Annotated in this window: 17 protein-coding genes; all 17 read left to right on the forward strand. The window is 39.6% G+C overall.

Annotated elements, in window-relative coordinates; genetic code table 11:
* The first annotated feature begins 14 nt into the window (after window positions 1–14).
* Window positions 15–377, forward strand: a complete 363-nt coding sequence (locus DXB43_RS05845) for a response regulator (protein WP_022243300.1) — start codon at window positions 15–17, stop codon at window positions 375–377.
* A gap of 1 nt (window position 378) precedes the next feature.
* Window positions 379–777 carry a flagellar biosynthetic protein FliO gene (locus DXB43_RS05850; RefSeq protein ID WP_022243299.1) on the forward strand — a complete coding sequence of 133 codons (399 nt, stop codon included), beginning with the start codon at window positions 379–381 and terminating at the stop codon, window positions 775–777.
* Window positions 770–1627, forward strand: a complete 858-nt coding sequence (fliP, locus tag DXB43_RS05855; protein WP_117841165.1) for a flagellar type III secretion system pore protein FliP — start codon at window positions 770–772, stop codon at window positions 1625–1627. Before DXB43_RS05850 ends, fliP begins: the two co-directional genes overlap by 8 nt.
* 20 nt (window positions 1628–1647) lie before the next feature.
* The gene (fliQ, locus tag DXB43_RS05860) at window positions 1648–1917 is read left to right on the forward strand and encodes a flagellar biosynthesis protein FliQ (RefSeq protein WP_197420812.1); all 270 of its coding nucleotides are present in this window, start codon (window positions 1648–1650) and stop codon (window positions 1915–1917) included.
* A 20-nt stretch (window positions 1918–1937) separates the two neighbouring features.
* The gene (fliR, locus tag DXB43_RS05865) at window positions 1938–2720 is read left to right on the forward strand and encodes a flagellar biosynthetic protein FliR (RefSeq protein ID WP_117699047.1); all 783 of its coding nucleotides are present in this window, start codon (window positions 1938–1940) and stop codon (window positions 2718–2720) included.
* Between the two features lie 25 nt (window positions 2721–2745).
* Window positions 2746–3873 (forward strand): flagellar biosynthesis protein FlhB, encoded by a 1128-nt coding sequence (flhB, locus tag DXB43_RS05870; RefSeq protein ID WP_117947056.1) that lies wholly within the window; start codon window positions 2746–2748, stop codon window positions 3871–3873.
* Window positions 3874–3903: 30 nt separating this feature from the next.
* Window positions 3904–5937: a flagellar biosynthesis protein FlhA gene (gene flhA, locus DXB43_RS05875; RefSeq protein ID WP_022243294.1), complete on the forward strand. Its 2034-nt coding sequence runs from the start codon at window positions 3904–3906 to the stop codon at window positions 5935–5937.
* 1 nt (window position 5938) lies between these two features.
* On the forward strand, window positions 5939–7174 hold the full coding sequence (flhF, locus tag DXB43_RS05880) for a flagellar biosynthesis protein FlhF (protein WP_117947057.1): 1236 nt from the start codon (window positions 5939–5941) through the stop codon (window positions 7172–7174).
* Window positions 7175–7178: 4 nt separating this feature from the next.
* Window positions 7179–8054, forward strand: a complete 876-nt coding sequence (locus DXB43_RS05885; protein WP_117699044.1) for a MinD/ParA family protein — start codon at window positions 7179–7181, stop codon at window positions 8052–8054.
* An 8-nt stretch (window positions 8055–8062) separates the two neighbouring features.
* The gene (locus DXB43_RS05890; RefSeq protein WP_117947058.1) at window positions 8063–8803 is read left to right on the forward strand and encodes a flagellar brake protein; all 741 of its coding nucleotides are present in this window, start codon (window positions 8063–8065) and stop codon (window positions 8801–8803) included.
* A gap of 15 nt (window positions 8804–8818) precedes the next feature.
* Complete coding sequence (locus DXB43_RS05895; protein WP_117699041.1) at window positions 8819–9886, forward strand: protein-glutamate methylesterase/protein-glutamine glutaminase; 1068 nt, start codon at window positions 8819–8821, stop codon at window positions 9884–9886.
* Window positions 9887–9888: 2 nt separating this feature from the next.
* Window positions 9889–11976, forward strand: coding sequence for a chemotaxis protein CheA (locus DXB43_RS05900; protein WP_117947059.1), 2088 nt, complete (start codon window positions 9889–9891; stop codon window positions 11974–11976).
* A 15-nt stretch (window positions 11977–11991) separates the two neighbouring features.
* Window positions 11992–12456 carry a chemotaxis protein CheW gene (locus tag DXB43_RS05905; RefSeq protein WP_022243288.1) on the forward strand — a complete coding sequence of 155 codons (465 nt, stop codon included), beginning with the start codon at window positions 11992–11994 and terminating at the stop codon, window positions 12454–12456.
* A 70-nt stretch (window positions 12457–12526) separates the two neighbouring features.
* Window positions 12527–13147, forward strand: a complete 621-nt coding sequence (locus DXB43_RS05910) for a chemotaxis protein CheC (protein WP_022243287.1) — start codon at window positions 12527–12529, stop codon at window positions 13145–13147.
* Between the two features lie 14 nt (window positions 13148–13161).
* Complete coding sequence (locus tag DXB43_RS05915; RefSeq protein WP_022243286.1) at window positions 13162–13647, forward strand: chemotaxis protein CheD; 486 nt, start codon at window positions 13162–13164, stop codon at window positions 13645–13647.
* 15 nt (window positions 13648–13662) lie between these two features.
* Window positions 13663–13971: a hypothetical protein gene (locus DXB43_RS05920; protein ID WP_117699038.1), complete on the forward strand. Its 309-nt coding sequence runs from the start codon at window positions 13663–13665 to the stop codon at window positions 13969–13971.
* Window positions 13972–13995: 24 nt separating this feature from the next.
* The gene (locus DXB43_RS05925) at window positions 13996–14766 is read left to right on the forward strand and encodes a sigma-70 family RNA polymerase sigma factor (RefSeq protein ID WP_117841159.1); all 771 of its coding nucleotides are present in this window, start codon (window positions 13996–13998) and stop codon (window positions 14764–14766) included.
* Window positions 14767–14769: the final 3 nt, after the last annotated feature.

A 14769-nucleotide genomic window follows, 5' to 3' on the forward strand; every position in this document is an offset into this window, starting at 1 on the left:
AGGAGATAACTAATATGGCAAAGAGTATTTTAATTTGTGATGATGCAGCTTTTATGAGAATGATGATTAAGGATATCCTTACCAAAAATGGATATACAGTTGCCGGAGAAGCAGAAAATGGAGTAAAGGCAATCGAAAAATATAATGAAGTACATCCAGACCTGGTACTGATGGATATTACCATGCCGGAGATGGACGGAATTCAGGCATTAAAAAAGATTAAAGAAGCAGATGCAAATGCATGTGTAATTATGTGTTCTGCAATGGGCCAGCAGGCAATGGTTATTGAAGCAATCCAGTCTGGTGCAAAGGATTTTATTGTAAAACCATTTCAGGCAGAACGTGTTCTTGAAGCAGTAAAAAAAGTAGTGGGTTAATATGATATTACTGAGTAGCAGAACATCGGGCGTACAAAGCTTTTTCCAATTGATAGGTGTATTGCTGATATTTGTTTTTGTGCTTGCAATTACATATTATGTAACAAAATGGATTGCCGGATATCAGAAGCAACATAATTTTCAGAAGAATATGCGGGTAGTGGAGACTATGAAACTCACTACAAATAAGTATATTCAGATTATAGAGGTGGGAGAGACCTATCTCGTAATCGGAATCGGAAAAGATGAAGTGACGATGTTAGCACAGCTTACAAGGGAACAGTTAAATGATGTTTCGCTGGAAGATACGGTGAAATATCAGAATACAGGAGAAAGTTTCTCTAACATTATGAAACAGTTCAAAGAACATTTACCGAAGAGCAGGCATAAGGATGAGTAATTTTAAGAAGAAATACTGTCTGGTATCTTTTATATTTGCGGTTATTGCAGTTGTTGTTACACTGGTGGCATTTGTACCACAGAAAGCGTATGCGGCATCTGTAAATATACCTGGGGTAACTGACAGCAGTAATAGTAATCAGTCAACTGAAAATGGCAATGGTCCAGATGGAACAGCATCCTCTGGTAATAATGGACTTTCTGTTAATATTAATAATGGAGAGGGAAATTTATCCGGGACAGTTCGGATTTTTCTGGTACTGACTGTAATTGCGTTAGCACCATCTATTCTTATTATGCTGACTTCCTTTACCAGAATTATTATTGTGCTTCATTTTGTAAGAGCAGCAATTGGAACGCAGACTGTTCCGCCAAATCAGGTGTTGATTGGACTGGCGTTGTTCCTTACCCTGTTTATTATGAACCCGGTTTTCTCACAGATTAATGAAAATGCATTGAAACCGCTGGATGCCGGTGAAATCACGCAGGAACAGGCCTTTGAGGCAGGAATGGAGCCAATCCGTGAATTTATGTTTAAACAGACACAGGCAAAGGATATCAATACATTTTGTGACATTGCCGGCGTGACTTATGAGACACAGGATGATATATCCAATACTGTGCTGATTCCGAGCTTTATTTTAAGTGAGCTGAGACAGGCATTTATTATTGGATTTGTTATATATATTCCGTTTATTGTAATTGACATGGTAGTAGCATCTGTCCTTATGTCGATGGGTATGATGATGCTTCCGCCAACTACGATTTCTCTTCCGTTTAAGATTCTGCTGTTTGTGCTTGCTGATGGATGGAATCTTGTTATCAGGGAACTGGTAGAGACATTTTACTGATGAAAGAGGTGTAGAAATTGATCACACAGGGAGAAGTTTTAGATATTGCAAGGGACGCTATTTATAATATTATTTTAACTTCGGCTCCATTGCTTTTAATATCACTTATCGTAGGCTTGATTATTAGTATTTTTCAGACGGTTACATCTATTCAGGAACAGACGCTTACCTTTGTACCGAAGATTCTGGCTGTATTTGCAGGAATGCTTCTCTTTGGAGCGTGGATGCTGAATAATATGACTGATTTTATGACGAGATTGTGGTCTGATTTTAGTTTATATATCAGTTGATATACAGGTAGAGATAAAACATGGTTAATTATAGTTTCTCACTGCTTACATTTGAATATTTTTTGCTGGTTCTGGTGAGGATTACTTCTTTTGTTTTTTCGGCTCCATTTTTTAGCATGTCGAATACTCCGGGAAGAGTCAAAATTGGTTTCTCAGTATTTGTATCCATCCTGTTGATTGGAGTATTACCTGAAAGCACGATAGAATATGGAGGAGTAATTGAATATGCCACAATTGTCGTGAAAGAGGGAATTACAGGATTGCTGATTGGTTTTGGAGCAAATATTTGTAATTCCATTGTTTTATTTGCGGGTAATATTATGGATTTAAATATGGGCTTGTCCATGGCGACCGAGTATGATCCGGTAAGTAAAACAAATTCTCCGATAACAGGTAATTTTTATAATTATCTGGTCATGTTATTGCTCATGTCCAGTGGAATGTATCAGTATATCTTACAGGCAATTGTTGATTCTTTCACTCTGATTCCGGTAAATGGTCAGAATTTTATGTGGGATTCCCTGCTTCAGACCATGGTTTCTTATATGACGGATTCCATGGTGCTTGGTTTCCGGGTGGCACTTCCTGTTTTTGCAGTGTTAATGATATTGAACTGTATTCTTGGAATCATGGCAAAGATTGCACCACAGATGAATATGTTTTCTGTTGGTATCCAGCTTAAGATATTGCTTGGATTTCTGGTTTTGTTTTTGACGATACAGCTGCTTCCGTATGTATCCGATTTTGTGTTTACTGAGATGAAACGGATGGTTACCGGAATTGCATCAGGAATGCATGGATAAGCTGGTACATGAATAGGAGATTTATATGGAGGAAAGAGATTTACTTCTGAAATATAATCTGCAGTGGTTCGCAAAAGAGGGACCTGGCGGCGAAAAGACAGAGCCGGCAACTGCAAAAAAATTAAAAGATGCAAGAGAAGAAGGAAAAGTTGCAAAAAGCAAGGAATTTTCCGGAGCAGTAGATTTAATTGTTTTATTCCTGGGATTGAAGATTTTTGGAAGCTATGTTTCAGAAAACTTAATGAATGAGTTTTCAGGTTTCTATCGGAAAATCCCGGATATTTTATTAGAAAATAAGACGGGCATGACAGTAAAATCCAGCCATATGCTAATGTCGCAGGCTGTGATTGAAATGATAAAGGTCATGATACCGTTTCTTTTAATCGGAATGGTGGTAACGTTTTTAGTCAGCGTGCTTCAGGTGGGCTGGAAAATAAGTGGGAAGCCATTAAAACCGGAATTATCAAAGTTTAATCCTATCAATGGTTTTAAACGGATGTTTTCCAAAGATTCTCTGTTTGAACTTGTAAAGTCTATTGTCAAAGTGGCACTGGTCATGTATGTGGCGTATTCCGAGATTAGGGACAGGCAGGGAGAATTATTTGTTATCTATGATATGGAACTGTTGCAGGCAGTTGCATTGATTGCCGGACTTATTGTGGATGTGGGTTTAAAAATAAGTCTGGTTTACCTGATTGTCGGAATCACTGATTTGATTTATCAGAAACATAAATTCAAAGAAGAAATGAAGATGACCAAACAGGAAGTAAAGGACGAGTATAAGAATACTGAGGGAGACCCACAGATTAAGGGAAGACAGCGTCAGAGAATGCGTGAGGCATCGCAGCGGCGAATGATGCAGGATGTGCCGAAGGCAGACGTAGTCATTACGAACCCGACCCATTATGCAGTTGCGATAAGGTATGATGCGGAAGTATCCAAAGCACCGGTTGTGGTTGCAAAGGGTGAAGATTTTCTGGCTGCAAAGATTAAGGAAGTGGCAAGAGAAAATCAGGTGGAAATTGTAGAGAATAAACCGTTGGCGCGTATGCTTTATGCAAATGTAAATGTCGGAGCAGAAATTCCACCAGAATTGTATCAGGCAGTTGCAGAAGTGCTTGCGATGGTTTACAATCTAAAAGGCAGAAATTAATACGAATTTAAATGAAAGGAGGAAACCGGAATGAAAAAAGCGGATTTTGGTGTAGCAATCTATCTTCTTGCTGCAGTCATATTCTTTATTATTCCGATTCCTTCTATTTTATTGGATGTCATGCTGGCGATTAATATTTCACTGGCAATGATTATTCTTTTTAATGCATTATTTGCAAAAGAAGTGCTGGATATGTCATTTTTCCCGACACTGTTATTGTTTACCACCATATTCCGAATCTCATTAAATGTTTCTTCCACCCGATTGATTTTATCTACCGGTGAACCAGGAAATGTAGTAGAGACCTTTGGGGGCTTTGTAGGTGGTGGTAATCTTGTAATCGGAGCAATTGTATTTATTGTCCTGATTCTGATACAGTTTATCGTTATCAATAAAGGTTCTGAGCGTGTATCTGAGGTAACTGCACGTTTTACATTGGATGCAATGCCTGGAAAACAGATGGCAATTGACGCAGATTTAAATACTGGTGCCATCACAGAGAAGGAAGCAAGAGAACGGAGAACTAAGATTCAGCAGGAATCTAACTTCTTTGGTTCTATGGATGGTGCAACCAAGTATGTAAAAGGAGATGCAACGGCCGGCCTTATTATTACATTCATCAACCTGATTGGTGGAACAATTATGGGAGTCATGAATGGCGGACTGTCTGCCATGGAGGCACTTCAGAAATATGGTATATTAACCATTGGTGATGGACTGGTCAGCCAGGTTCCGTCTCTTTTGATTTCGCTGGCAACAGGTATTCTGGTAACAAAAGCATCCAGTGAAGCGGATTTTGGATCCATGCTGGTAAAACAGCTTTTTGGAATTCCCAAGGTATTGTATATTGTAGGTGCAACGATAACCTTTCTTGGAATTGCAACTCCGCTGAATCCGGTACTTTTCTGTGCGCTTGGCATTGCATTTTTAGCTGCCGGACGGAAGATACAAAAGGATGTAAAGGTGGAAGAAATCGAAGAGGAAACCAATGCAGATGAAACGGCGGCAGAAGAAATCCGGCGGCCGGAGAATGTGGTTTCACTGCTTCAGGTTGATCCTATTGAACTGGAGTTTGGTTATGGTATTATTCCACTGGCAGATGTAAATCAGGGTGGAGACCTTTTGGACCGTGTAGTAATGATCCGCAGACAGATTGCACTGGAACTTGGAACAGTGGTTCCGATTATTCGTCTGCGTGACAATATTCAGTTAAATCCTAACCAGTATATTATTAAGATAAAGGGAATTCAGGTAACAGAAGGGGAAATCCTTTTTGACCACTATATGGCAATGAATCCGGGATATGTGGAAGAGGAAATCACCGGTATTCCGACCTTTGAGCCATCCTTCCATCTGCCGGCAATCTGGATTACAGAGGGACAGAGAGAGCGTGCGGAGAGTCTTGGCTATACCGTAGTAGATCCGCCATCTATTATTGCCACCCATCTGACAGAGGTAATCCGTTCCCACATTGCAGAACTTCTTACCAGACAGGATGTATCTAATCTTATTAGTAATATCAAGGAAAACAATCCTGCACTTGTGGACGAGCTTACACCGAAGCTCCTTAGTATTGGTGAGATTCAGAAAGTCTTACAGAATCTTTTACAGGAGGGCATTTCTATCCGTGATCTGCTTACGATTTTTGAAAATTTAGCAGACCATGCGGTAACAACCAGGGATACCGATGTATTGACAGAATATGTGCGTCAGGGATTAAAACGTGCAATTTCAAGTAAATACTTTCCGGCAAATGAGACAACCAGCGTGGTAACATTAGATCCGAAGGTGGAACAGGAAATCATGGGTTCTGTAAAACAGACTGAGCAGGGGGCTTATCTGACTTTAGATCCGGAGAAGACCAAGAATATTATGGAATCCTTGAAGCAGGAAGTGGCGAAGTTAGAGAATATTGGAAAGAATCCGATTGTCATTACTTCGCCAATTGTGCGGATGTATTTTAAGAAACTCACTGAGGACTATTTCAAAGACCTCATTGTGGTGTCTTATAATGAAGTGGAATCAAATGTGGAATTACAATCAGTAGGGATGGTGACAGCATAAAATGACGATTAATAAATTTCAGGGCAGAACAAGAGAAGAGGCAGTTGATAAGGCGAAAAAGGAAATGGGAGAAGCAGTTGTGATTATGAATGTAAAGGAAATCAAACCGAAGGGTTTATTCCGGGCATTAAAGAGCACAACTTATGAAGTGACGGCAGCATTAGAGGAAAAGGAACAGACAGTTAATCCTCTTCCTGCGTTACATGCTCCATTAAAGATGCATGACAGCATAAATTTTGCAGCAAATGAAAAAATTGAAATTCCGGCACTGGAACCAGCAGCCATTCATCCGGAAAGCAGTCATGATTTGGAAGAAAAGATAGAAAGTCTTTCTAATTTATTAGAAAAGAAGTTAAAACCGGAAAAAGAGGAAGAACCAAAAGAAGAGGAAAAGCCGGAAAAGGAAACTGATGCTCCAAAGGATATGAAGCATCAGCAGTCTGAGACTTTCCGTTGTATCCGCATGATTTATGAAACATTACTGGATAATGAAGTGAATGAAAGATATGTCAACCAGATATTAGATGATGTGGAGAAGAATTTAAGAGGCAGTGCAAGCATGGATATTATCTTATCCAATGTTTACCAGAAAATGGTATTAAAATTCGGGCAGCCTCAAAAGATTGAACTGGTACCGGGACAGCCTAAAATCGTATTTTTTATTGGACCAACCGGTGTTGGCAAGACAACAACCATTGCAAAAGTGGCTTCCAGATTTAAAGTGGATTATGGCAAAAAAGTAGCACTTTTAACAGCAGATACTTATCGGATTGCTGCGGCAGAACAGTTACGTACTTATGCGAATATCTTAGATACACCGCTGACAGTTATTTATTCATCGGAAGAAATGAATGCAGCCATAGAGCGTGTAAAGGATTATGATCTCGTTCTGGTAGATACCGCAGGATTCTCTTATAAGAATGAAGATCAGAGAAAAGATATGAGAAACCTCATAGAAAGTCTGGATGACAAATATGAGAAGGATGTTTATCTGGTATTAAGCGCAACTACAAAATACCGCGATTTGATGGAAATTGTAGATAAATACCATGAGATATCGGATTATAAGATTATTTTTACTAAATTAGATGAAACCAGTAGTTATGGTAGTCTGTTAAATATTCGCATGTATTCTGGTGCGGATGTTTCCTATGTGACAACAGGGCAGAATGTGCCAGATGATATTGAAATTTTCCAGTCACAGAAAATTGTAAAACAGTTATTGGGAGGCAGATAATAATATGGATCAGGCAGAAAAGCTGCGCAATGTAATTAAATTAAAGAACCAGAAGCTTCCCCAGAAAGCAAGAGTAATTACGGTTACCAGTGGAAAAGGTGGCGTGGGAAAATCCAGCGTTACAGTTAATCTGGCAATCCAGCTTCAGAAAATGAATAAGAAAGTTATTATTTTTGATGCTGATTTGGGACTGGCAAATGTAGAAGTTATGCTTGGAGCAATACCAAAACATAATTTGAGTGATGTTATATACCGGGGAATGGATATGCGGCAGATTATAACAGAGGGACCGGCAGGAGTAAGCTTTATCTCAGGCGGCTCCGGCATTGTGGGAATGAATAATCTGTCCAAGGATCAGATTACTTTTTTAGTACGTAATCTGGCACAGTTAGATGAAATGGCTGATATTGTACTGGTGGATACCGGAGCAGGAATTGCAGACAGCGTATTGGAATTTGTTATGGCTTGTCCGGAGGTCCTTCTGGTATCAACACCGGAACCAAGCTCACTGACCGATTCCTATTCTCTGTTAAAGGCACTGCACCGGAATCCGAATTTTGCCAAAAGCGGAACGCAGATTCATGTGGTTGCCAACCGTGTAAATTCTGTGGAAGATGGACAGGCAGTATATGATAAATTAAATACCGTTGTGTCACAGTTTTTAAATGGTAATCTTGAATATCTCGGCATGATACCGCAGGATTCCATGTTTGAAAAAGCAATACGCCAGCAGCAGACAGTATCTTTATATGCACCGGAGACCAAGTCTGCAAAAGCATTTGAGATACTTGCAAATAATCTTATAGAAGGTGCGCATGATATTCCGTTGATGAAGCGGGGCTTTGCCCAGTTGTTTGCTGAATTTTTTAATAACAGATAGGTGATAGAATGATTTCAAATGTTTTACGGGAAGGAATGAAAATTGATATTCATATAGTGAACCAGACGGAAAGGTCAGAATCTGCAGAAAAGGCTGCACCAGTTTACAAGAGTCAGATTTTTGAACTGTTTGAAAATGGTGAAATGGAGATAATGATGCCGATTCAGAGTGGAAAACTGATATTACTTCCACTGGGACTTCGCTATGAATTTGTATTCTATACACCGAATGGATTGTATAAAAGCATTGGTCAGATCTGGGAACGTTATAAGACGGAGAACCGCTACCTGCTCCGGATTGTATTAAATACACCACTGAGCAAATATCAGAGGCGGGAATATTACCGTATGGAATGTGTCCTTGATATGGGGTATTTCCATCTGACAGACGAAGAAGCGGAAATGGAACAGACGGAAGACATCATCGCAAGTCTCAGGGATGATAATTTTTATAAAAAGCAGAAAAAGGGCACTATTGTTGATATCAGTGGAGGTGGTGTACGCTTTGTAACGAATGAGCAGTTAGAAGAGGGAAAAGCTGTTCTGATTATTGTGATGCTACAGACGCAGACCGGTGAAAAACAATATTATCTTCCAGGATATATCCTGCGAAGTACGAAGCTGTTAAATCGTGATAATATGTATGAAAACCGACTGAAATTTATTATTCGTGATGATAAAATAAGGGAAGAAATTATCAGGTATATTTTTGCAGAAGAAAGAAAAGCAAGACAGAGAGGAAAAGGATAGGGTTAAATTAATAGAATGAAAAAGAATATTCTGGTTGTTGATGACTCAGCACTCATGAGAAGAGTTATCTGTGATATAATTAATTCAGATAGTGGTTTTCAGGCAACGGATACATGCAGAGATGGCTTGGAAGCATATGAAAAATTGTGTCAGAAAGCATATGACGCAGTTGTTTTAGATGTAAATATGCCAAGAATGAACGGACTGGAACTACTTGAAAGATTACAAAAAGAAAATATAAAAGCAACAGTAGTAATGGTCAGTACATTAACGACAGATGGAGCTGAAGTTACACTCAAGGCAATGGAACGTGGTGCAATTGACTTTATCGAGAAACCAAATAATCTGATAGAGACAAAGGGACAGCGTTTCCGGGAAAAACTGATAAAAGTTCTTGCAACAATAACTGCAGCAGGAAGCACACAGACGTATCAGAAAAAAGTAATTACGAATGTGGTAAAACCGGCAGCTGTCCGGAAGATTAGAACGAAGGATGCAGCCCGGAGCAAGATTGTTGCAATTGCATGTTCCACAGGCGGTCCAAAATCCTTACAGAGTGTGATTCCATTGCTGAAATCCAATATGGATGCACCGGTTCTTGTGGTTCAGCATATGCCGGCTGGTTTTACAAAATCCATGGCAGCCCGGCTGAATGAACTCAGCCCGCTGGATGTGAAAGAGGCAAACGAAGGTGATGTCTTGGAAAAAGGACATGTTTATGTGGCACCGGGAGGAAAACATTTACTGGTACAGCGGTTAGCAGATGGAACGCACTGTATTGTTTTAAGTGATGCACCGGCAATTGGTGGATTAAGACCATGTGCCAATCTGATGTATGAGTCTTTGATGGACAGCGGCTATGATGAAATTACCTGTGTAGTTCTTACCGGAATGGGTGCTGATGGAACAAAGGGAATTTCAGAACTCCAGAAAGAAAAAAATGTATACGTAATTGCTCAGGATGAAGAAACATCTGTGGTATATGGAATGCCAAAGGCAATTGCAGAGACAGGACTTGTTGATGAAATAGTACCATTAGAAAGTGTTGCGGACACAATTCTAAAGAATGTGGGGGTAAATTAAAGATGGATGTAAGCCAGTATCTAGAAATTTTTATTGATGAGACAAGTGAGCATATCCAGAGCCTGAATGATTGCATTATGACTTTGGAAAAGGAGCCGGAAAACAAAGATACCATTAATGAAATTTTCCGTGCAGCACACTCTTTAAAGGGAATGGCAGGAACCATGGGCTTTAAGAGAATGCAGCATCTGACTCATGATATGGAAAATGTATTCCAGGAAGTTCGTAGTGACAAAGTAAAAGTCACCAGTGAAATGATTGATATTCTTTTCCAGTGTCTGGATGCAATTGAAAGTTACCTCGATACGATCAAGAGTACATCAGATGAAGGTACAGAAGACAACGAAGCACTGATTACAGCTTTGAACAAATTCTTAGAGAATGCAGAGAACGGCGGAGCAGCCGCACCTGCAAAGGAAGAAAAAAAAGAAGAAAAGAAAGCAGAAGAACCGGAAAACGGTGATGGTAAAAAGAAATACTTAAGCGTAGAATTTTCTTCCAAAGATAAAGATGCGTTAAAAGCAGCTGAAGAAAGTGGAAACAAAATTTACGGAATTACAGTAGAAGTACAGAAAGATTGCCTTTTGAAAGCGGCAAGAGCATTCCTTGTATTTAAAGCAGTAGAAGAGTTTGGACAGATTGTTGTTTACAGTCCAAGTTCCCAGGATATTGAGGATGAACGTTTTGAACTGGACTTCAGTTTGTTCTTATCATCCAATGCTGCATTAGATGATATTTTAAAAGCAGTTAAAAATGTATCTGAAATTGCGGATGCCGTTGGTGAAGAAGTGAAGACGGCAACCCTATTCCATGAGGGAAATGTACAGGAAAATCTTCCGGCAAATACATCAGCAGCAAAGCCGGCAGAGCAGGCAGTACATAAAGAGAATAAACCGGCACAGACTAAGTCAAAACCGGCAGGCAAACCGGTTACAAACCGTACCGTGCGTGTGGATATCGAAAAACTGGATGCACTGATGAACCAGGTGAGTGAGCTGATTATTGCAAAAAACAGTCTGGTATCCATTGGCTCCCAGGAAGGAGGCAATTTCCAGAATCAGTCATTCCATGAGCAGATTGAGTATCTGGAAAGAATTACAACCAGTCTTCATGAATCGGTTATGAAAGTGCGGATGGTTCCAATTGAGAGCGTTGTAAACAAATTCCCACGTATGATTCGTGACCTTTCCAGAAGATTGAATAAGAAGATGGAATTGTGCATGACCGGTGAAGATACAGAACTTGATCGTACTGTAGTTGACCAGATTGGCGACCCGTTGCAGCATCTGCTTCGTAACTCTGCTGACCATGGTCTTGAGAGTGCAGAAGTTCGTAAGGAACGCGGTAAGCCAGAAACAGGAACCATTAATCTGAATGCATTCCAGGAAGGAAATAATGTAATCATTGAAGTAAGTGATGATGGTAACGGAATTGATACAGAGAAGGTTAAAGCAAAAGCAGTAGAGCGTGGTCTGGTAACACCGGAACAGGCAGAAAAGCTGAGCCAGAAAGAAATTATCGATTTCTTATTTATGCCGAGTTTCTCTATGGCAAAACAGATTACCGATATTTCCGGACGTGGTGTAGGTCTTGACGTTGTTAAATCCAATATTGAAGCATTAGGCGGAGATGTTGAGGTAAAGAGCAAACTTGGCGTTGGAACCAAATTCGTAGTAAGACTGCCACTTACACTGGCAATCATTCAGGCGTTGATGGTAGAAATCCGCGATGAAAAATATGCAATTGCGTTAGGCGCAATTCAGACTATCGAGGATATTCCGGTTGAAGATATTAAATATGTAGAATCCAAGGAAGTAATTAATTTACGTGGTTCTGTTATTCCAATCATCCGGCTGGATCAGATACTTGATATTCCACCGAAGGATGAAGAAGTAGAAAGCCTTACTGTTGTTATCGTAAGAAAAGGCGACCGTTATGCAGGACTTGTTGTAGACAATCTTCTTGGACAGCAGGAAATCGTAATTAAATCACTTGGTAAGTATATTAATAATAATAAGACAATCAGCGGTGCAACAATTCTGGGTGATGGCGAAGTCGCATTAATCCTGGATGCAAATACATTGATTTAACAGGGGGTGTGCAGAGTGGCAGAGCAACTTGAAACAGTAGAAAATATCAGAAAACAGTATATTGTTGTAAAAATCGGAAATGAGCAGTACGGAATCGATATCAGTTATGTAGACAATATTGTCCGTATGCAGAAGATTACAAGAGTACCTAGAGTACAGAATTTCTTTAAAGGAATTATCAATCTTCGTGGAGAAATCGTACCGGTTATGAGTCTCAGAATACGTATGGAACTGGAAGAAGATGTATTTACCAATGCCAGCCGTATTATAATTTTAAAAATTGAACAGCAGAGTGCACTGGGAATAATCGTGGATGAAGTAAAAGAAGTTGTTACATTAGGAACCAATGAAATTGATAAAGTGAGTGGCGATATGAAGAATGCCAAGGTATCTTTTATCGATGGAATCGGTAAAAACGGAGATGAATTAATTTCCCTTCTGGATATTCATTCTATTATAGAAGAAAAAGAAAATGCGTAATTGTTATAGATATAGTGAGGCAAATGCCTCACTATATTCTATATCTTGAAATGACAGCAGGAGGATAAAATTGGCGGATTATACTTTGAACCAGGTAAATGACATGTATGTGGATGTCTTAAAAGAAATTGGAAATATTGGTGCCGGAAATGCAACAACTGCAATGGCAAATATGTTGAATATCCGGATTAATATGGATGTACCAAGAGTTGAATTACTGACCTTTCAGGAACTGGGTTCTGCAATTTGCCCGGAAGATGAGTCAATCGTAGGAATCTATCTGGAAGTAACAGATGATATTACCGGCAGCATGATGTTTCTTATGAAACTTGATTCTGCACATTATCTGGTAAATAAACTAATGGGACGTCCGGCAGATTATGCGGAAGATTTTGATGAGATGGATATGTCTGCATTAAAAGAAATAGGAAATATCATTGCCGGTTCTTATCTGAACGCGCTTTCTGCCATGACGCAGCTTACTATTGCACCATCGGTTCCTTATATTGCAATTGATATGGCGGGAGCTATTTTAAGTGTTCCGGCAATACAGTTTGGTAAAATTGGAGACAATGCACTTATGATTACGACAGAATTCGGAGATGAAGTGATGATAGAAGGATATTTTATTCTGTTACCTGACCTTGAGTCTTATGAGAAGATTCTGAAATCTCTGGGAATTACCTTATAAGGAGAAGGGTATCAATGGGTGAAGTAATAAAAGTTGGTATGGCAGACTTAAATATTTGCAAGGCTCCGGATACAATTACCACATTAGGACTGGGTTCCTGTATAGGAATAGCATTGCTAGACCCGGTTACAAAGATTGGCGGACTTGCACATATTATGCTGCCAGACAGTACAAAGATGAAAAATAATTCGAATATAGCGAAATTCGCAGATACAGGAATTGTAGAGCTGGTTCGCCGGATGACAGAAGCAGGGGCGGCAAAGAGCAGGCTTGTAGCAAAGATTGCAGGCGGAGCCAGAATGTTCGAGGTAAGTGGCAACTCTGAAGTGGGAAATATTGGAGCAAGAAATGCAGAAGCTTCCAGACAGAAACTGAAGGAGCTTGGTATTCCGCTTCTGGCAGAGGATACCGGGCTGAATTATGGACGTACCGTAGAATTACATTGCGATACCGGAGAATTCTATATTAAGTCTGTTGGAAAAGAATTGAAAATTATTTAGATTGAGGATGTAAAGATGAAGACAAAACCGATTCCTGCAATCGTAATGTTGACCGCAGGATTTATTACCTGTATTGTGGCAATTTTTCAGAAAATGGAATTGCTTGCCTTTACAAAGACATTATTGCTGGTACTGATTATATTCTATCTGCTTGGGGGCATTGCAGCGTATATCTTGGAAAAGAATTTTAAAGCTGCAAAGGATGAAGAAAGCAGTACAGAAGAAAAAGCAGATGGTGATGCAGAAGAGTCTGCTGATGAGAAAAAAGAAGATACATCAGAAAAGTCAGAAAAAGAGGAAGAGAAAAGAGCGAAAGAAGAGTAATTATAAGAAACCGGAGGCTATGGCATGAAAACAGTGGACAGAGAAAAACTGTGGGAAAGCTATCAGAAAAATCCAGTATCTGAAATACGGGAACAGATTATCATAGAATATGCTCCGTTAGTTAAATTAGTAGCGGGCAGATTGAGTATGTATCTTGGATATAATGTAGAATATGAAGATTTGGTCAGCTATGGAATCTTTGGACTGATTGATGCAATTGATAAATTTGACCGAAGCAAGGATGTTAAATTTGAGACATATGCAAGCCTTCGAATCCGTGGGGCAATATTAGACCAGATTCGTAAAATGGACTGGATACCGAGGGCTGTTCGCCAAAAACAGAAAAAGATTGACGAAGCAATAAAAAATATAGAAATGAAGACAGGAAAGACGGCATTGGATGAAGAGATTGCAAGCGAACTCGGGGTATCAGAGGATGAATACCTGAACTGGCAGTCCCAGTTAAAAGTTACCAATGTTGTTTCTTTAAATGAGTTTGTGGAGCAGGGAACAGAGCCTGCGATGGATGCGACAAAAAATTCCCATTTTGCACAACCGGAAGATGTGGTGGCAGAAAGCGAACTGAAAGAAGTTTTGGCACAAAGCCTTGAGACCTTGACGGAAAAGGAACGCAGGGTAATTGAACTTTATTATTATGAAGAACTTACCTTGAAGGAAATCAGCAGTATTCTTGAAGTATCTGAATCAAGAATATCCCAGCTTCATACCAGGGCTCTGGCAAAGATGAAAAAGAAAATGGGAAGTTATATGGATATATTGGTTGATGAAAGTTAAAAG

The sequence above is a fragment of the Roseburia sp. OM04-10BH genome (assembly GCF_003462605.1).
Classification (GTDB): domain Bacteria; phylum Bacillota; class Clostridia; order Lachnospirales; family Lachnospiraceae; genus Roseburia_C; species Roseburia_C amylophila.